Origin of the sequence: Novosphingobium meiothermophilum, assembly GCF_003171715.1 — a bacterium.
In the GTDB taxonomy this organism is placed as follows: Bacteria; Pseudomonadota; Alphaproteobacteria; order Sphingomonadales; family Sphingomonadaceae; genus Novosphingobium; species Novosphingobium meiothermophilum.
This window is the reverse complement of record NZ_QGHL01000007.1, coordinates 118,372-135,737: the sequence shown is the minus strand read 5'-3', so window position 1 is coordinate 135,737 and position 17,366 is coordinate 118,372. Positions and strand designations below refer to the sequence as shown.

General features: G+C 63.3%; 15 protein-coding genes. 5 read left to right on the top strand and 10 right to left on the bottom strand.

The window, feature by feature from the left end; translation table 11 throughout:
- Nucleotides 1–139 precede the first annotated feature (139 nt).
- The 6 genes from DKM43_RS04835 to DKM43_RS16445 all read right to left on the bottom strand — a co-directional run bounded on the left by DKM43_RS04835 (nucleotide 140) and on the right by DKM43_RS16445 (nucleotide 5,303).
- Nucleotides 140–2,206, bottom strand: coding sequence for a prolyl oligopeptidase family serine peptidase (locus DKM43_RS04835; RefSeq protein WP_236632389.1), 2,067 nt, complete (start codon nucleotides 2,204–2,206; stop codon nucleotides 140–142).
- 246 nt (nucleotides 2,207–2,452) lie between these two features.
- Nucleotides 2,453–2,878, bottom strand: a complete 426-nt coding sequence (rplQ, locus tag DKM43_RS04830) for a 50S ribosomal protein L17 (protein ID WP_109797356.1) — start codon at nucleotides 2,876–2,878, stop codon at nucleotides 2,453–2,455.
- A gap of 118 nt (nucleotides 2,879–2,996) precedes the next feature.
- A complete protein-coding gene (locus tag DKM43_RS04825; RefSeq protein ID WP_109797355.1) occupies nucleotides 2,997–4,058 on the bottom strand; it encodes a DNA-directed RNA polymerase subunit alpha in 1,062 nt (353 codons plus the stop codon).
- Between the two features lie 121 nt (nucleotides 4,059–4,179).
- Nucleotides 4,180–4,569, bottom strand: coding sequence for a 30S ribosomal protein S11 (rpsK, locus tag DKM43_RS04820; protein ID WP_011446170.1), 390 nt, complete (start codon nucleotides 4,567–4,569; stop codon nucleotides 4,180–4,182).
- Nucleotides 4,570–4,618: 49 nt separating this feature from the next.
- Nucleotides 4,619–4,987, bottom strand: coding sequence for a 30S ribosomal protein S13 (gene rpsM, locus DKM43_RS04815; RefSeq protein WP_109797354.1), 369 nt, complete (start codon nucleotides 4,985–4,987; stop codon nucleotides 4,619–4,621).
- Nucleotides 4,988–5,162: 175 nt separating this feature from the next.
- Nucleotides 5,163–5,303 (bottom strand): hypothetical protein, encoded by a 141-nt coding sequence (locus DKM43_RS16445; protein ID WP_161554035.1) that lies wholly within the window; start codon nucleotides 5,301–5,303, stop codon nucleotides 5,163–5,165.
- Between the two features lie 67 nt (nucleotides 5,304–5,370).
- On the opposite strand from DKM43_RS16445, the gene DKM43_RS04810 reads away from it, so the two are divergent.
- Nucleotides 5,371–5,796: a hypothetical protein gene (locus DKM43_RS04810; protein ID WP_109797353.1), complete on the top strand. Its 426-nt coding sequence runs from the start codon at nucleotides 5,371–5,373 to the stop codon at nucleotides 5,794–5,796.
- Here the strand turns inward: DKM43_RS04810 and DKM43_RS04805 are convergent.
- Together DKM43_RS04805 and hemF are read right to left on the bottom strand one after the other, a co-directional pair.
- Entirely contained in the window at nucleotides 5,793–7,880 is a 2,088-nt protein-coding gene (locus tag DKM43_RS04805) for a RelA/SpoT family protein (protein WP_109797352.1), read from the bottom strand. The genes DKM43_RS04810 and DKM43_RS04805 overlap by 4 nt on opposite strands.
- 101 nt (nucleotides 7,881–7,981) lie before the next feature.
- The gene (gene hemF / locus DKM43_RS04800; protein ID WP_109797987.1) at nucleotides 7,982–8,845 is read right to left on the bottom strand and encodes an oxygen-dependent coproporphyrinogen oxidase; all 864 of its coding nucleotides are present in this window, start codon (nucleotides 8,843–8,845) and stop codon (nucleotides 7,982–7,984) included.
- A 45-nt stretch (nucleotides 8,846–8,890) separates the two neighbouring features.
- Here hemF and pdeM point away from each other — a divergent pair, with 45 nt between their 5' ends.
- Entirely contained in the window at nucleotides 8,891–9,580 is a 690-nt protein-coding gene (gene pdeM / locus DKM43_RS04795; protein WP_109797351.1) for a ligase-associated DNA damage response endonuclease PdeM, read from the top strand.
- Nucleotides 9,581–9,750: 170 nt separating this feature from the next.
- On the top strand, nucleotides 9,751–10,272 hold the full coding sequence (gene infC, locus DKM43_RS04790) for a translation initiation factor IF-3 (RefSeq protein ID WP_109797350.1): 522 nt from the start codon (nucleotides 9,751–9,753) through the stop codon (nucleotides 10,270–10,272).
- 127 nt (nucleotides 10,273–10,399) lie between these two features.
- Here infC and DKM43_RS04785 read toward each other — a convergent pair whose 3' ends face one another.
- Complete coding sequence (locus tag DKM43_RS04785; RefSeq protein WP_109797349.1) at nucleotides 10,400–13,093, bottom strand: TonB-dependent receptor; 2,694 nt, start codon at nucleotides 13,091–13,093, stop codon at nucleotides 10,400–10,402.
- Nucleotides 13,094–13,573: 480 nt separating this feature from the next.
- Here DKM43_RS04785 and typA point away from each other — a divergent pair, with 480 nt between their 5' ends.
- Nucleotides 13,574–15,418 (top strand): translational GTPase TypA, encoded by a 1,845-nt coding sequence (gene typA, locus DKM43_RS04780; RefSeq protein ID WP_109797348.1) that lies wholly within the window; start codon nucleotides 13,574–13,576, stop codon nucleotides 15,416–15,418.
- Nucleotides 15,419–15,647: 229 nt separating this feature from the next.
- Nucleotides 15,648–16,838: a glycosyltransferase family 4 protein gene (locus DKM43_RS04775; protein ID WP_109797986.1), complete on the top strand. Its 1,191-nt coding sequence runs from the start codon at nucleotides 15,648–15,650 to the stop codon at nucleotides 16,836–16,838.
- On the opposite strand, the gene DKM43_RS04770 is transcribed toward DKM43_RS04775, so the two are convergent.
- Nucleotides 16,835–17,287: a hypothetical protein gene (locus DKM43_RS04770; RefSeq protein WP_109797347.1), complete on the bottom strand. Its 453-nt coding sequence runs from the start codon at nucleotides 17,285–17,287 to the stop codon at nucleotides 16,835–16,837. The two genes, DKM43_RS04775 and DKM43_RS04770, sit on opposite strands and share 4 nt — an antisense overlap.
- Between the last annotated feature and the right edge of the window lie 79 nt (nucleotides 17,288–17,366).

Below are 17,366 nucleotides of genomic sequence, written 5' to 3'. Positions count from 1 at the left end.
TGTGCACGCCAGCACTGCCGCCGACAGGCCAGCGCGCAAGCCTCGCACATGGTGCAAGGACCGCTTCCGGATCATCTCCCAAACCATCGTTGCCACAACCCTAGCAGGTTGCCCGATGCCGGGGGAAGTGGCTTGAAGGTCAATCTTTTGGCTGCAACCCCGTCCAGTGCGCCAGAAAGGCGAAGACGTCGGCCGATTCCTCGATCAGCTTGGAAACGGGCTTGCCCGAACCATGCCCGGCGCGCGTCTCGATGCGGATAAGCTGCGGCTTCGGCCCCAGCCCTGCGGCCTGCAATGCAGCCGCATACTTGAAGCTGTGGCCTGGCACCACGCGGTCATCGGTATCGGCGGTCGTCACCAGCACCGCCGGATAGGGCTTGCCCGCCGCAATGTTGTGATAGGGCGAATAAGCGCGCAGCACCTTCCAGTCGGCCTCCACATCGGGGCGGCCGTAATCATCCACCCAGTATCGCCCTGCGGTGAACCGGTCGAAGCGCAGCATGTCCATCACGCCCACCGCCGGATGGGCTGCGGCAAACAGATCGGGCCGCTGGTTCACCACCGCGCCCACCAAAAGCCCCCCGTTCGAACCGCCTTCCACCGCCAGCCCGTCGCGCGGTGTCATGCCGCTGGCAATCAGCCATTCGCCTGCAGCAATGAAATCGTCGAACACGTTCTGCTTGCGCGCGCGGCGCCCCGCATCGTGCCAGGCATCGCCATATTCGCCGCCGCCGCGCAGGTTGGCGATGGCATAGGCCCCGCCGCTCTCCAGCCATGCCATGCGCGCGGCCGAATAGGCGGGCGGCAGGGCGATGTTGAACCCGCCATAGCCATAAAGGATCGTCGGCACCGGGCCCTTCGCATCCCTGCGCCGCACCACGAACATCGGGATCCTCGTGCCATCCTTAGATGGATAGAACACCTGCTCCACCCGGTAATCATCGGGCGCGAAGTTGAGCGCGATCTTCTGCCAGACCGTTGCCTTTCCGCTTTGCGGATCAAAGCGATAGACTGTTCCCGGCATGGTGAAACTGGTGAAGCCGAAATAGCCCGTCCTGTCCTGCGGCTTGCCGCTCACCCCGGTCAGCGAACCCACGCCGGGCAGTTCCAGTTCCTTCACGAACCGCCCGTCCAGATCGTGCAGATTCACCTGCGCCTTCACATCGCGCAGGTAGTGCAGGAACAGCCGCCCGCCGATGATCCCGGCCGCCTCAAGGTTGGCATCGCTTTGCTCGACAACGGTGGTGAACACCGGCTCGGTGCCGGACATGTCGACCTTGACCACCTTCTTGAGCGGCGCGTCCTTGCTGCTGACAAACCACAGTGTGTCGCCCACGCCATCGAAGAAATCCCACTGCGCGGTCATGTCAGGCACGATCCAGCGCGGTTTCCAGTCGCCACGCCCAATGGGCGCCACGGCAACCGCCGAAAGCGGATCGGTGCCTTCATGGCTCGTCACCACCATCCAGCGGGCATCGCTCGTCACCTGGGCAATGTGCCCCCATTTCGGCTTGTCGGGCGTCGCAAGGACGGGCCGGTCCTCGCTCTGCGGCGTGCCCAGCCGGTGATACCACACCGTCTGGTTGTAGTTCAGCGCCTGAAACGCCTCTCCCTCCTTGGGTGCATCGAACCGCGAATAGAGCACGCCCTCGCTGCCGACCCAGGCAATCGCGCTGAACTTCACCCATTTCAGCTCGTCGGCCAGCACCGCACCGTCCGCCGCGCGCACAAACTTCATCGTGCGCCAGTCAGAACCGCCATCCTGCACGGTATAGGCAACCGTGGCCCCGTCAGGCGCAGGTTCCCAAGCATCAAGCGCGGTCGCCCCGTCGCTGGCCCAACCATTGGGATCAAGCAGCACGCGCCCGGCCGGTGATGCCTGATCGCGCACCATGAGCTGCGCCTGATTCATCAGGCCCGAATTGTAAGTGTAGAAGGTGCGCCCGCCTTCCGCGCGCGGAAGGCCGTAACGGGCATAATCGAACAGCCCCTTGAGCTTGCGCTCGAACCCCGCGCGTTCCGGCAAAGCCTTGAGATAGGCATCGGTAAACGCGCTCTGCTCCGCAACCCATGCGGCAACCTTCGCGTCCACGCGGACATCCGCCTCCAGCCAGCGATAAGGGTCGGCCACCGTCTCGCCGAACAGGGTTTCCACCACATCGCCGCGCTCGGTCTGCGGATAGGTCATCGCGGGATCAGCAGCCATGGCTGGAGCGGCAAATGCAATCGCAGCGCATGCTGCAAGGAACGGGCGCGACAAAATCATGGAAGGCTTTCATGCGACTCATATCGGTTGCCGCTGAAACTAGAGGCACCTCGCCTCAATGCAAGCAAAGCACTGAAAATGGAGGCGCCCTCACCCGGCACGCAAACGGTTACGTCACAAACAGAAAACGGGCGGAGCGCATCCTGCGCCCCGCCCGTCCTTGTCGTTCGCGCGGATCGCGAAGCCTCAGGCGGCTTCGTATTCGTCCTCGTCCGCGGTCATCACCGGGCCGGAATCCTGGCCCTTGGCCGAGGTGTCGCGGTCAACCAGTTCGATCACGGCAATCGGCGCCGCGTCCGAAGCGCGGTATCCGGCCTTGATGATGCGGGTGTAGCCGCCATTACGGTCGGCGTAACGCTCCGCAAGCACCGAAAACAGCTTCTGCTCCTGCGTTTCGTCAAGCAGGCGCGCATGGGCGAGACGGCGGTTCGAAAGGCCGCCCTTCTTGCCCAGCGTGATGAGCTTTTCGACATAGGGGCGCAGTTCGCGTGCCTTGGGCAGCGTGGTGGTGATCTGCTCGTGCTTGATAAGCGCGGCAGCCATGTTGCGCAGCATCGCGATGCGGTGCGAAGAGGTGCGACCCAGCTTGCGCTGGCCCAGCTTGTGACGCATGTGTCTTTCCTTCCGTTCGTAGGGGGGCCGTGCAAGGTACCCCGATCCAGGTCAGTTCAGGGGCTGACCAAAACCCCGCTGAAACAGGGCGCCCCGCCATGGAGCGCCCCGCAATTCATCAGCCCAGCAGCTCCTGTTCGAGCTTCTTGGCCATTTCCTCGATGTTCTCAGGCGGCCAGCCGGGGATGTCCATGCCAAGGCGCAGGCCCATCGACGACAGGACTTCCTTGATCTCGTTGAGCGACTTGCGGCCGAAGTTCGGCGTGCGCAGCATCTCGGCTTCGGTCTTCTGAACCAGATCGCCGATATAGATGATGTTGTCGTTCTTGAGGCAGTTGGCCGAACGCACCGACAGTTCCAGCTCGTCCACCTTCTTGAGAAGGTAGCGGTTGAGCTGGTTGGCGTCGCTTTCTTCCGGCGCGTGGGCGGCAATGCCCGCCACCGAAGGCACATGGCCAACCGGCACCTGATCGTCGAAGTGCACGAACAGCGCGAGCTGGTCCTGAAGGATGCGCGCCGCATAGGCCACGGCATCTTCCGGCGTCACGGTGCCGTCGGTCTCGACCGTCAGGCTCAGCTTGTCATAGTCAAGCTCCTGCCCGATACGCGCGTTTTCGACCTTGTAGGACACCTGCCGCACCGGCGAGTAGAGCGAGTCGACCGGGATCAGGCCAATCGGTGCATCGACCGGACGGTTCGACACCGCGGGGACATAGCCCTTGCCGGTATCGACGGTCAGCTCCATGTTGAAGGTCGCGCCTTCATCAAGGTTGCAGATCACCAGATCCTTGTTCATCACCTCGATGTCGCCGGTCACGGCGATGTCGCCGGCCTTCACCTCGCCCGGCCCTGTTGCCGAAAGCTGAAGGCGCTTGGGGCCTTCGCCCTGCATCTTCAGTGCAATCTGCTTCACGTTCAGCACGATGTCGGTCACGTCTTCACGAACACCGGCAAGCGAGGAGAACTCGTGCAGGACGTTTTCGATCTTGATCGAAGTGACCGCCGCGCCCTGGAGCGAGGAGAGCAGCACCCGGCGCAGGGCGTTGCCGAGAGTGAGACCGAAGCCACGCTCAAGCGGCTCTGCGACGAAAGTCGCGCGGCGCTTGGCGTCGTTGCCCGGCTTGATCTCGAGAGTGTTGGGCTTCTTCAGTTCCTGCCAGTTCTTGATGTTGACAGTCATGGAATTCCCCTGGGGTTTGTGCGGGCTTTTGCCGGTTGCCGGGATGCATGATGCCCGGCTCCGGTCGAGATCTTGGGCGGATGGGGTGCCGGTACCTGCGCCCCGTCCGCCAGAGGCAGGTTCAGACGCGCCGGCGCTTCGACGGACGGACGCCGTTGTGCGGGATCGGGGTCACGTCACGGATCGCCGTGATCGTGAAGCCCACCGCCTGAAGCGCGCGCAGGGCGCTTTCACGGCCCGAACCGGGGCCCTTCACTTCAACTTCCAGCGTGCGCACGCCATGCTCGGCGGCCTTCTTGCCGGCATCGTCAGCCGCAACCTGAGCGGCATAGGGCGTCGACTTGCGGCTGCCCTTGAAGCCCATCATGCCGGCCGACGACCACGAGATGGCATTGCCCTGCGCGTCGGTGATGGTCACCATGGTGTTGTTGAAGCTGGCATTGACATGGGCAATGCCGCTGGTGATGTTCTTGCGCTCGCGGCGCTTGATGCGCTGAGGTTCGCGTGCCATTTTTTCAATCCTCGAGAAACTGGGGACGGAAGAAGGACCAGTTCAGGTCTTACTTCTTCTTGCCGGCGATCGGCTTGGCCTTGCCCTTGCGGGTGCGGGCATTGGTGTGGGTGCGCTGGCCGCGGACCGGCAGGCCCTTGCGGTGGCGCAGACCACGATAGCACGCGAGGTCCATGAGACGCTTGATGTTCATCGCCACTGCGCGGCGAAGATCGCCTTCCACGGTGTGCTCGGCGTCGATCGTTTCACGGATCTGAAGGATTTCGGCGTCCGAAAGGTCCTGAACGCGGCGGGTATGGTCGATACCCAGCTTGTCGGCGATCTGCTTGGCCTTGAACGGGCCGATACCATGGATGTAGGTCAGCGCGATGATCACGCGCTTGTTGGTGGGGATGTTTACCCCGGCAATACGAGCCACTTGCTTCTCCGTTTGCTCCACAGGACGGCCGAATCAGCTTCGCCGCCCCATCTCATCGCGAAAACACACCTGAAAACCTGCAAAAATCGCGCTAATTTCAGGGCAATAACCCTGAATGGCCGAAAGCCCGCCGGTCGAAGGTGAAAGGCGCGCTTAGGCGCTTTGGGTGGCGGCGTCAACTCCACCGCAACGAAAAAGGCGGACCGCCCGATACGACCCGGCCCGATCCTGCTCCGTTATGGCCCGAACCATAGACCAGATCGCCGCCAAGGTCAAAAGCCGAAAGCGGTGGGGTGGGGTTGCTCGCCCCTGGCATCGTAACTTGCATCCTTCCCGCCACATTATTAGATTTGGTATTCTAAAAATAACGGGAGAGAACCGATATGGCCAAATCGACGATGCCCGCGCTTGTGCGGCTTGCACTGATCGCAGCGCTCTCGCTGCCGTTGGCGGCGTTTCACGCTTTCGTCGGCTGGCACAAGGCTTTCTCGCCCCACGCCGAACTCGTGCTGCACAAGGCATGGACGGCACACCTGCCCATTGCGCTTGGCAAGGCCGTGGGTCTTCTTGAACTGCTTTTGACGGTGCTTCTGCTTGCAGCACTCTTGCGCCCTCGCCTCGCACGGCTGGGCATGGGGGTCTGCGCGGCATTCGTCATCATGGAAGCGGTATCGCTCCTCACTCACCAGATCATGCGCGATGGCGCGCCCGCCCTGCAAAACGTGCTGACAATCGCCCTCACGGCATTCCTTGGCTGGCTTTTCAGCGGCCGCGCCCGGTCGCAGGAACGCAGCGCCCGAACGGCCTAGATCCGCTCCGCCTGCGCCACGGCCTCGCTTGCACGCAGGGCGCTGACAATGCGGGTCAGGTGCGCCAGATCGCGCACCTCCAGATCCACCTCGTAGGTATGGAACGGGTTTTCCCGCTGCGTCATCTCAAGGTTCACCACATTGGCGTGGTTCTTGGCAAAGATGCCCGCCATTTCCGCAAGCGTTCCGGGCCGGTTATACAGTTCCGCCCTGATCCGGCCCACGGCGCCATCGGTGCGCGCATCCCATGACAGGTCGATCCAGTCGGCATCGACCCCATCGGCCAGCTTCATGCAGTCAATCGCGTGGACTTCCACGCCCTTGCCGGGGCGGCGCAGGCCGACAATCCGATCACCCGGCACCGGGTGGCAGCACGCCGCCAGCTTGAACGCCATGCCCGGCGTAAGCCCGCGCACCGCGATGGCGCGCTTCTGGCTTGGCCAGCTTTCCTCCGGAATGTTCGCCGCGCTTCCCGGCACCAGCGCTTCCATAACCTGCCGGTCATCCAGCTTGGCCGAACCGATGGCGAACATGAAGTCCTCCTCGGATCCCAGCTTCAGCCGCTTCAGCGCATCGCCCAGCGCCTTCTTGCCCACCTTGGTCGGCAGCCGCTCGACAATCTCCTCATAGAGCTTGCGCCCGATCGCGGCCACTTCGGCGCGCTCCTTCTGGCGCACGAAGCGGCGGATCGCCGCGCGCGCCTTGCCGGTCACGACAAAGCCCAGCCACGAAAGCTGCGGCTCGGAATTGCGGCTCTTGATGATCTCGACCACATCCCCATTGCCCAGCGGCGTGCGCAGCGGCACGTGCCGTCCGTTGATCTTGGCCCCCACGGCCTGCGCGCCCAGATTGGTGTGAACCGCAAAGGCAAAGTCGATGGGCGTCGCCCCCTTGGGCAACTGGAACAGCGCACCCTTGGGCGTGAAGGCGAAGATGCGGTCCTGATAGATCGCCATCTTCGTGTTTTCGAGCAGCTCTTCGGGATCATTGCTGGCTTCGAGAATCTCGATCAGATCGCGCAGCCAGCCCACCTGCCCGTCCGGCTTGCCGCCCTGCTTGTAGGCCCAGTGTGCGGCAAGGCCGAACTCGTTGCGCTCGTGCATCTCGCGCGTCTTGATCTGCACTTCCACCCGCATGGCGTTGGAATAGATCAGCGCCGTGTGCAGCGAACGGTAGCCGTTCATCTTGGGAGTCGAGATATAGTCCTTGAACCGGCCGGGGATCATCTGCCACGCGCGGTGCAGGATCCCCAGCGCCTTGTAGCAGTCATCCTCGGTTTCGGTCAGAACGCGGAAGGCCATGATGTCGGTGATCTGCTCGAACGAGACATGCCGCTCGGCCATTTTGCGCCAGATCGAATAGGGGTGTTTCTCGCGGCCCGAAACCTCGACCCGCAATCCGGCCTCGGCCAGCGCCTGCTTGATTTCCAGCGCGATGGAATCAACCTGGGCGCCCTCCTCGCTGCGGATCGCCGCCAGCCGCCCGGTGATCGTCGCGTAGGCTTCCGGCTCAAGCTGCTCGAAGGCCAGAAGTTGCATTTCGCGCATGTATTCATACATGCCCACGCGCTCGGCCAGCGGAGCATAGATGTCCATCGTCTCGCGCGCGATGCGGCGGCGCTTCTCCTCGCTCTTGATGTAGTGGAGCGTGCGCATGTTGTGCATCCGGTCCGCCAGCTTTACCAGCAGCACGCGCAAGTCCTCGCTCATCGCCAGGAGGAACTTCCTCAGGTTCTCGGCCGCGCGTTCGCTCTCGCTCATCGTCTCGATCTTCGAGAGCTTGGTCACGCCATCGACCAGCCGCGCCACGTCCGGGCCGAACAGGCGCTCGATCTCGTCCACCGTGGCGAGGGTATCCTCCACGGTATCGTGCAGCAGCGCCGTGATGATCGTGTCCTGATCGAGCTTCAGCTCGGTCATCAGGCCCGCAACTTCTACCGGGTGCGAGAAGTAGGGGTCTCCGCTCGCCCGCTTCTGGGTGCCATGCTTCTGCACGGTATAGACATAGGCGCGGTTGAGCATCGCCTCGTCCGCATCCGGATCATAGGCAAGCACACGTTCGACAAGTTCGTATTGGCGGAGCATCTTTGCCCTAGATGGCGGCAAGCAGGCCCTTCCCGCAAGGGGGAATACCTCGCATATGCAACTGACGTGACGGCCGGGATTGGCCGATCAGGCGGCGCCCCTCAGCTCCACACCGCTTCGGGCGGCAGGCTCATCAGGATGGCGTCAATGTTGCCGCCCGTCTTCAGGCCGAACAGCGTGCCCCGGTCCCACACCAGATTGAACTCGGCATAGCGGCCGCGATACTCAAGCTGGGTCAGCTTCTCGGCCGGCGTGAAAGTCATGCCCATGCGCCTGCGCACAAGGCGCGGGAACACGTTGATGAAGGCTTCGCCCACATCGCGCGTGAAGGCGAAGTTCGCCTCGAAGGCGGCGTCATCGGCACATTCCAGATGATCGTAGAAAATGCCGCCCACCCCGCGATGCACCTTGCGGTGCGGAATCCAGAAATAGTCATCGGCCCATTTCTTGAACTTCGGGTAATATTCCGGGTCGTGCCGATCGCAGGCGGCCTTGTATTCGGCGTGGAACTCGGCCGTATCTTCCGCGTAGGGGATCGGCGGGTTCAGATCGCCGCCGCCGCCGAACCATGCCTTGCTGGTGGTCAGGAAGCGCGTGTTCATGTGCACCGCAGGAACGTGAGGGTTCGCCATGTGCGCCACCAGGCTGATTCCGGTTGCGGTGAAACCGGGTGCCTGCGCGCTGGCGCCGTTGATCGATGCGGCAAAGTCCGGGGCAAACTCGCCCTGCACGGTCGAAACGTTGACGCCGACCTTCTCGAATACCTTGCCCTTCATCAGGCCCTGCACGCCGCCGCCGCCATTCTCCACCGCTTCGCCCTCATGCTCGCGCTGCCACGGCGTGTAGGTGAACGCGGCGTCCGATCCGGCCTCGCGCTCGATCGCTTCAAACTCGGCGCAGATGCGGTCACGCAGGGATTCGAACCATGTGCGGGCGCGGGCGGTGTGCTGTGTCCAGTCGTTCATGCCCGCAGGCTTGCCAAGGGAATCGCCTTCCGGCAAGAGAAAGCCATGGTTCCCGGTTCGTTCGCATCCTTCCCCTTCATGGGGCACGAGCTTTGCCTCGGCCCGGCGCGGGCGGTGTTCTGGCCGGATGAGAATGCGTTGCTGGTGGCGGACCTCCATCTGGAAAAGGCCAGCTTCCTTGCCCGTCACGGGCAGATGCTCCCCCCCTATGACAGCCGGGCAACGCTGGAACGGCTGGCGCAGGCCCTGCGCGAGACGGGCGCGCGTCGTGTCTTCTGTCTGGGCGATTCGTTCCACGATGCCGCCGCCGCCGCGCGGATGGAGCCTCATGCCGCGGGAATGCTCGATGCGCTGGTCAGGGCAACCGACTGGGTGTGGATCACCGGCAACCACGATGCGGATGCCGCAGCCCCCGGCGGCACGCTTGCCTGTGAACTCGAAGTGCGCGGCATCACCCTGCGGCACATGGCGCATCGCGGGCATGAACGGGGCGAGATTTCCGGTCATTTCCATCCCAAGCTCCAGATCAGGGTGCGCGGCCGTTCGATCGCGCGCGCCTGCGGCGTCATCAGCGAGAACCGCCTGATCCTGCCTGCTTTTGGCGCGCTCACGGGCGGCATGAACGCGGCTGATCCGGCCATCGTCTCGGCTCTTCAGCCCGCCAGCAGCATCGATGCCATCGTTCCGGCGGGTGATCGGCTGGCCCGGTTCGAACTCTGGCGCGCGGCGGCCTGAACCGTGGCTGCGCCGCGGTGCGCGCGCAACACCTTCGCATCAATCGGCACAAACTGCGAACTTCCCGCAATCCGGGCCTTTATCTGGCCGCGCTTTGTGATAAGGAGCGCACCAATCGTCTATCTGGGTAAACTGCAGGAGAAAGCACTATAGCTCCCCCACCGCGGCGCATGATGGCGCCCCCCGTCAAGAGCGGGCCTCGCTTCAATCACATGATCAACGTGCCCAAGGTGCGCGTGATCGATGAGAATGGCGAAAATCTGGGTGTGATGTACACCCGCGAAGCGATCGAGCAGGCCGCCGAAGTCGGTCTTGATCTCGTCGAGGTTTCGCCCAACGCCGATCCCCCGGTCTGCAAGTTCCTCGATGTCGGCAAGTACCGGTATGAGGCGCAGAAGAAGGCGAACCTTGCCCGCAAGAGCCAGAAGACGCAGGAGATCAAGGAGATCAAGATGCGTCCGAACATCGATGACCACGACTATGACACCAAGATGCGCAATGTCGTGCGTTTCATCGAGGATGGCGACAAGGTGAAGATTACCCTGCGCTTCCGCGGCCGCGAACTTTCGCACCAGCAGCTTGGCATGAACCTGCTGCGCAAGGTGCAGGACGATGTGGCCGAAATCGCCAAGGTCGAAGCCTTCCCCCGCATGGAAGGGCGCCAGATGCTGATGGTGCTTGCGCCCAAGTAACCGGCAGCGCTCAGCCAAGGAATCAAAAAACCCGGCGAGGATCACCGCGCCGGGTTTTTTCATGTCTGGAACCGGCAGGCCCCGCATCCGCCCCGGCCGCAAGGCCGGAGCGGGCGCGCAAGTCTGCTCAGAACCGGTAGCGCGCCGCCACGCCATAGGTCCGCGGCTGGTTGGTATAGCCGGAGATCGAACCTTCCTGTGCCGGGCTGTCGAAGATCGAGAGCAGATAGCGGTTGTTGCCAAGGTTGCGGCCCCACGCCGTCAGTTCCACACCCGATGGCATGACCCAGCTGATCGATGCGTTGATCTCGCTCACCTCGCGGCGCCACGGGCGCGCTGCCGCCACTGCCGCCGCGGTGCCGCCCGAAAGGAAGCCGGGCAGGCCTTCCACGATCTGCACCGGCGATTCATAGTGATAATCGCCGCGCAGGATCAGGTGATGGCCACCGGCAAACTCGTGGTCATAAGTCGCCACGAAGGTTGAAGAGATTGCCGGAATGCCCGCCGGGCGCGTGCCCGAAAGATCGCCCACCGCCGAGAACACGAAGTTGTCGTAGCGCGGATCGAGGTAGGTCATACTGACATTGAACAGCAGCCCCTTGACGGGCTTGACGCTGCCTTCAAACTCGATGCCGCGCACCGATTGCGTGCCCGCATTGGCCAGCACGAAGCCCGAACCGGTGAAGGTGTTGGACTGGAACCCGTCGATCTGCTGGTCGAAGGCGGCAAGGTTGGCCGTCACCAGCCCCCAGTTGGCCTTGAGGCCGATTTCATAGACGGTCGAGGTTTCCGGTCCGGCAAAGCGGCTGCCATAAGTCTGGTTCACCACTGTCAGCCCCCGCGCGATCAGCGCATCGCGGTCACTCAGCGCGGGGCGGCTGTCGCGCGAAAGGTTGATCGAGCTGGCCTTGAAGCCTGTGGCATAGCTTGCATAGACGTTGATTGCGCTGTTCACGTCATAGGCCACGCGCACCACATAAGTGAACTTGTCGTCATTGGTGCGCCCCGGTTCCACCGCGTTGGGCACGCCAAGGAACGGCGGCAGATACTGCAAGCGCTTGAGCGCCAGCAGCGGGTTGCCCACCGTCAGCGGATTGCTGTCGGCCGCCGCCGCCGTGGTCGAAAGGTTGGCGTTGAGCGCGGCAAAGCTGGCCGCCTGCGCCTGAAGCGCGGCAAACTGGGTGGGATTGGCCGCAGCGAAGGCCGCGATTGTGGCCGGATCGCTCGTGCCAAGCGCGGTCGCCACGAACTGCTGGCCAAGCGCCGTGGCGCCGATCTGCACCAGATCGAGGTTGGCGAAAACGTCGCTCGATGTGGCCGTGGCGGCAAAGTCCTTGCGGTCGCGCGTATAGTTGATGCCGCCTGTCACGGTGATCCTGTCACCGATCTTGAAATCGGCCTGCGCAAAGAACGACCACGCCTCGTTCTTCAGGCGGTAGCGCTCGTCCAGTCCCTGCCCGTTGGCGAAGAAGCGGCCGGTCTGGTTCGTTCCCGTCAGACTGCCGATGGTGGTTTCCAGCAGCGGCAGCGACTGGGCATTGCCCGTCAGCCCGCGAATGATGAAATCGGCATAGCCGCGCGCGCTGGCACCCCAGTCGATCTGGTTGGCCTGCGCGATGCTTTCATTGAAATAGTATCCGCCCAGAATGAAGTTCAGCGGCCCCTCAAGGTTGGTCGCCAGCCGCACTTCCTGCGTGAAGGTCTTGATCGACTGGTCGGCGGCATTGCGCCCGATCAGGTCCGCGCTCGAAAAATCGGAATCCTGATCGGTCACGGCATTGGTGCGCCGGTAGGCCGTGATCGAGGTCAGGGTCAGCGGCCCGATGTCGTGGTCGATCTGTCCGGAAATGCCCCAGTTTTCGATATTGTTGGTGGAATCGATGTTCGAATAGACCTTGTCCGCAAAGATCGCGTCGGGCCCGTTCACCTGCCCGCCCAGCGCGCGGATCGCCAGCGTTGCCAGCGAGGGCTGGAGATTGACGACGCCGCAGCAGATTTCATCGATCTTGGAGTAATCTCCAATCAGGCGAACGCGCGTCTGCGCGGTCGGCTCCCACAGCGCCTGCCCGCGCACGAACCAGCGGTTGCGCTCGTTCGTGCGATTGCCCGTTCCCAGATCCTGATTATAGCCGTCGCGCTTGTTGATACCGCCCGCAAGGCTCACCGCGAGCTGCTCGCTCACCGGGCCGGTGACAACGCCCTTGAGGATCAGCGCATCGTAATTGCCATAGCTCGCCTCGACATTGCCGCCGAAATCGAACTTGGGCGCATCGGTGACGATCGAGATCACGCCCACGCTGGCGTTCTTGCCGAACAGCGTCGATTGCGGCCCGCGCAGCACTTCGATGCGCTGCACATCGGGAAAATCGCCAATCTGCGCGGCCGAGCGCGAGCGATAGACGCCATCGATGAACACGCCCACCGAAGGCTCGATGCCGGCATTGTTGGCGCCATTGCCGAAGCCGCGAATGATGAAATTGGTATTCGCGCTCGATTGAAGCTGCGTCACCCGCAAGGAAGGCACCACGCTCACCAGATCCTTGAGATCGCGGATCTGCGCCTGCTCCAGCGTCTTTGCCGTCGTCACGGTCACGGCAACCGGAACGTCCTGCAAAGTCTGCTCGCGCTTGGTCGCTGTCACGATGATTTCGTTGCCGTCGCTCGCCAGTTCGGGCGCGGACGTTGCCGGCAGGGCTTCCTCGACCGCCCCCGCCTGCGCGGCATCCTGCGCATGGGCAGAAGCGGCAAAGGCAAACGCAAGACAGCAGGTTCCGGCAAGCAGCGCGCGCTGGCGGCAACGTCCGGCAAAAATGGAACGCATATCGTCGATATCCCTTTATGAAGCGCGGCATCCCGAAAGCACTGGCCCAAGAAGGCACTGGCCGCCGACACCGGCCCGCGGCCGAACCGCAAGACCCTGCCGGGTGGAATGGACAGGAGCCGCTGCTGCAGGTTCATCCTCTTTCTCAACAGCGCCGCCCATAGGCTGCGCGCCGCACCGGAACAATCCTTGCCCGCGCCCGAACGACAGGTTTTTGGGTTGTTTCGGAGCCAATGTTGCAAAGTGGTGACATATGAAACCATTCGGGCGACAAGGCAGACAACTGCCTGAACGCGCGCCCTTGTCCCCGCGTGCTTGCCGCAACGCGCCTCGTCGCTCCCCGCGTGCTTGCCGCAACGCGCCTCGTCGCTCCCTGCGTGCTTGCCGCAACGCACAATTGCCTGTAAGCGCGCGCCGAACTTGGGCGAGGCTTGGCTGTGCCCGCCCTTACCGATTCCTTTCTGAGAAAGCCTTTCTTCAATGTCGCTGCCCCTGCGCAACATCGCGATCATCGCCCACGTCGACCACGGCAAGACCACGCTGGTCGACCAGCTCTTCCGCCAGTCCGGCACCTTCCGCGACAATCAGCGCGTGGAAGAGCGCGCGATGGATTCGAACGATCTCGAAAAGGAGCGCGGCATCACCATTCTGGCCAAGTGCACCTCGGTCGAATGGACCTCACCCAGGACCGGCGAGACCACGCGCATCAACATCGTCGACACCCCCGGCCACGCCGATTTCGGCGGCGAGGTGGAGCGCATCCTCTCGATGGTCGATGGCGTCATCCTGCTGGTCGACAGTTCCGAAGGCGCGATGCCGCAGACCAAGTTCGTCACCGGCAAGGCGCTCGCGCTCGGTCTCAGGCCCATCGTCGTCGTCAACAAGATCGACCGTCCCGATGGCCGCCCTCAGGAAGTGCTCGACGAAGTCTTCGATCTCTTTGTCAGCCTTGATGCCAACGACGAACAGCTTGAGTTCCCCGTGCTCTATGCCTCCGGCCGCAATGGCTATGCATCCGACGATCAGGACGCGCGCGAAGGCACCCTCGAACCGCTGTTCGAAAAGATCGTCGAGCATGTCCCCGCCCCCAACCTCGATGTCGATGGTCCGTTCAGCTTCCTTGCAACGCTGCTCGATCGCGACAACTTCATGGGCCGCGTGCTGACAGGCCGCGTCCAGTCGGGCACGATCAAGGTGAACCAGCCGATCCACGCGCTCGATGCGGACGGCAACGTGATCGAAGTGGGCCGCGCCTCCAAGCTGATGAGCTTCAACGGGCTTGACCGCGTGCCGGTCGAGGAAGCCCGCGCGGGCGACATCATTGCGCTGGCCGGGCTGGAAAAGGCCACCGTTGCCAACACCATCGCCGATCCCTCGGTGCGCGAACCCATCGCTGCCCAGCCGATCGATCCGCCCACCCTTGCCATGCGCTTTGCGGTGAACGACAGCCCCTTCGCGGGCCGCGAGGGCGACAAGGTGACGAGCCGCATGATCCGCGACCGTCTGCTGCGTGAGGCCGAAACCAACGTTGCCATCCGCGTGACCGAATCTGCCGACAAGGACAGCTTCGAAGTGGCCGGGCGCGGCGAACTCCAGCTTGGCGTGCTGATCGAGACCATGCGCCGCGAAGGCTTTGAACTGGGCATCAGCCGCCCGCGCGTGCTGTTCGATACCGACGAGAACGGCCAGCGCACCGAACCTTACGAAACCGTCGTGATCGACGTGGACGACGAGTTTTCCGGCACGGTCGTGGAAAAGATGCAGCGCCGCAAGGCCGAGCTGACCGACATGCGCCCCTCCGGCGCCGGCAAGACCCGCATTCTCTTCTCGGCCCCTTCGCGCGGCCTCATCGGCTATCACGGCGAGTTCCTTTCGGACACGCGCGGCACCGGCATCATGAACCGGCTGTTCGAAAAGTATGGCCCACACAAAGGTCCGATCGAGGGCCGCCTGAACGGTGTTCTGATCTCGAACGCATCGGGCGAGGCCGTGGCCTATGCGCTCAACAGCCTTGAAGAACGCGGCGTGCTCTTCGTGCGTCCGCAGGACAAGGTCTATGAAGGCATGATCATCGGCGAAAACGCCAAGCCCGAAGACCTTGAAGTCAACCCGATGAAGTCGAAGCAGCTCACGAACTTCCGTTCGAGCGGCAAGGACGACGCCATCCGCCTGACCCCGCCCCGGATCATGACGCTGGAACAGGCCATCGCCTATATCGACGACGATGAAATGGTCGAGGTGACGCCAAAGACCATCCGCCTGCGCAAGGCCATCCTCGACCCGCACGAACGCAAGAAGGCTTCCAGAAAGAAGGAAGCCGCGTAAGGAACGAGAACGGGCGGCTTCACGGAGCCGCCCTTTTTCTTGCCGCACAGGCAATTGCGCCAGAGGGCTACCACCGTCCGACCTGCTTCCACCATGTTTCCCTGGGGAAACAAAAGTGGAACATATGCCTTGTCCGGCCCCTCTGGCAAGCCCTATCGCGAGAGAAATCTCCTCTGTCCGGCACGCCTGTCACTCGCCATTCATGTTTCATCGGTCTATGGCGCAGGCGATGACCCAGGCCGAGGCGACTTCCTTTCCCACCGATCTTTCCGATCTGCGCGTGGCGCTGTTCAGCGGGAACTACAACTATGTGCGCGACGGGGCCAATCAGGCGCTGAACCGGCTGGTAGGCTATCTGCTGCGGCAGGGAGCGGATGTGCGCGTATATGCGCCGAAGGTTGAAAACCCCGCCTTTCCGGCCACCGGAACACTGATCGGCGTGCCCTCTTTCGCCATTCCGGGGCGGGCGGAGTATCGTTTTCCGCTTTCGCTTTCCCCGCGCGTGCGGCGTGATCTGGCTGATTTCGATCCGCATGTAGTGCACGTCTCCTCGCCCGATGTGGTGGCGCACCGCGCGGTATCGTGGGCGCGGCGGCGGCGTTTGCCGATCCTTGCTTCGGTCCACACGCGCTTCGAAACCTATTTCCGCTATTACAACATGGCCTGGCTTGAGCCGGTGATCGAGGCGCTGATGCGCCGCTTCTACCGGCGCTGCGATGCGCTTGTCGCCCCTTCGGAATCGATGGCGCAGGTGCTGCGCGACCAGCGCATGAACTACGATATCGACATCTGGTCGCGCGGGGTGGACCGGGAGATCTTCAACCCCTCGGCGCGCAGCATGGAATGGCGGCGCAGCCTTGGCATTGCCGACAACGAGGTGGTCATCGGCTTCCTTGGCCGTCTGGTCATGGAAAAGGGGCTGGATGTCTTTTCGGATTCGATCGACCAGTTGATCCGGCGCGGGGTGAAGCACCGTGTGCTGGTGGTGGGCGAAGGCCCCGCGCACGACTGGTTCGCCGCGCGGCTGCCGGATGCGGTTTTTGCCGGATTTCAGGGCGGCGCGGATCTGGGCCGCGCGGTGGCGAGCATGGACGTATTGTTCAACCCGTCCGTGACCGAAACCTTCGGCAACGTGACGCTTGAGGCCATGGCCTGCGCGGTGCCGGTGGTGGCCGCCGCCGCCACGGGCAGCCAGAGCCTTGTCGACGATGGCATATCGGGCCGCCTCATCACGCCGGGCGCGGTGCGCCAGTTTGCCGAGGCGCTGCGTCTCTACGTGGAAGACGCAGGATTGCGGGCAAGGCATGGCGCAGCGGGCGAAGAGCGCAGCCTTGAGTTTTCGTGGGACCGCATCAATCAGGCCGTGGCCGACACATACCTGCGGCTGGTGCGCCAGAAGGCCAAGCAGAACCGGCGTTAACGCAGCACCCCTGCCGCGGCCATCCGGCGCGCATACCACAGGAAGAACAGAAGCGCGCTCCATATCAGAAGGTTCATCACCATCATCGCCCCGCTGTTCATCGAGGCAGGCATGGCCGTATCGAACACATGGTAGGACTGGCTGACGGCAAGCCCGACCAGCGAGACCGCAAAGGCCGTTACCGCGTGGCGCGAGCGGGCGAGCAGCAGCACCGATCCGGCGAGCGAACCCCAGACACCCAGCGCCCAGAACGCGCTGAGCCATGCGGGCATGGCCTGCATGTAGGCGATTTCCTCGGCGCTCATCCCCACGGACTGCATGTAGGCCAGCGGATCGAGCTTGGTCATCGTGTAATCGACACAGCCGAAGCTGTTCCAAAGCAGGCTGATCACCGCCACGGCCCAGAGATGGCCCGGCGTTGGCGCAGGCGTCGGTTGCAGGTTCTCCATGGGCCCCCTCCCCCGGTTTAGGGGAAGGAGGCTACCATGACCCAAGGCGTCGTCAAAGGCCTGTGAGAGGGCGGATTCG

Coding starts and splice junctions, on each gene's coding strand:
- DKM43_RS04835 (WP_236632389.1), bottom strand. CDS start 2,206: ATGGCTGCTGATCCCGCGATGACCTATCCGCAGACCGAGCGCGGCGAT.
- rplQ (WP_109797356.1), bottom strand. CDS start 2,878: ATGCGTCACAAGCTGGGCCAGCGCAAGCTGGGTCGCACCTCTTCGCAC.
- DKM43_RS04825 (WP_109797355.1), bottom strand. CDS start 4,058: ATGACTGTCAACATCAAGAACTGGCAGGAACTGAAGAAGCCCAACACT.
- rpsK (WP_011446170.1), bottom strand. CDS start 4,569: ATGGCACGCGAACCTCAGCGCATCAAGCGCCGCGAGCGCAAGAACATC.
- DKM43_RS16445 (WP_161554035.1), bottom strand. CDS start 5,303: ATGCCAGGGGCGAGCAACCCCACCCCACCGCTTTCGGCTTTTGACCTT.
- DKM43_RS04810 (WP_109797353.1), top strand. CDS start 5,371: ATGGCCAAATCGACGATGCCCGCGCTTGTGCGGCTTGCACTGATCGCA.
- DKM43_RS04805 (WP_109797352.1), bottom strand. CDS start 7,880: ATGCTCCGCCAATACGAACTTGTCGAACGTGTGCTTGCCTATGATCCG.
- hemF (WP_109797987.1), bottom strand. CDS start 8,845: ATGAACGACTGGACACAGCACACCGCCCGCGCCCGCACATGGTTCGAA.
- pdeM (WP_109797351.1), top strand. CDS start 8,891: ATGGTTCCCGGTTCGTTCGCATCCTTCCCCTTCATGGGGCACGAGCTT.
- infC (WP_109797350.1), top strand. CDS start 9,751: ATGATGGCGCCCCCCGTCAAGAGCGGGCCTCGCTTCAATCACATGATC.
- DKM43_RS04785 (WP_109797349.1), bottom strand. CDS start 13,093: ATGCGTTCCATTTTTGCCGGACGTTGCCGCCAGCGCGCGCTGCTTGCC.
- typA (WP_109797348.1), top strand. CDS start 13,574: ATGTCGCTGCCCCTGCGCAACATCGCGATCATCGCCCACGTCGACCAC.
- DKM43_RS04775 (WP_109797986.1), top strand. CDS start 15,648: ATGACCCAGGCCGAGGCGACTTCCTTTCCCACCGATCTTTCCGATCTG.
- DKM43_RS04770 (WP_109797347.1), bottom strand. CDS start 17,287: ATGGAGAACCTGCAACCGACGCCTGCGCCAACGCCGGGCCATCTCTGG.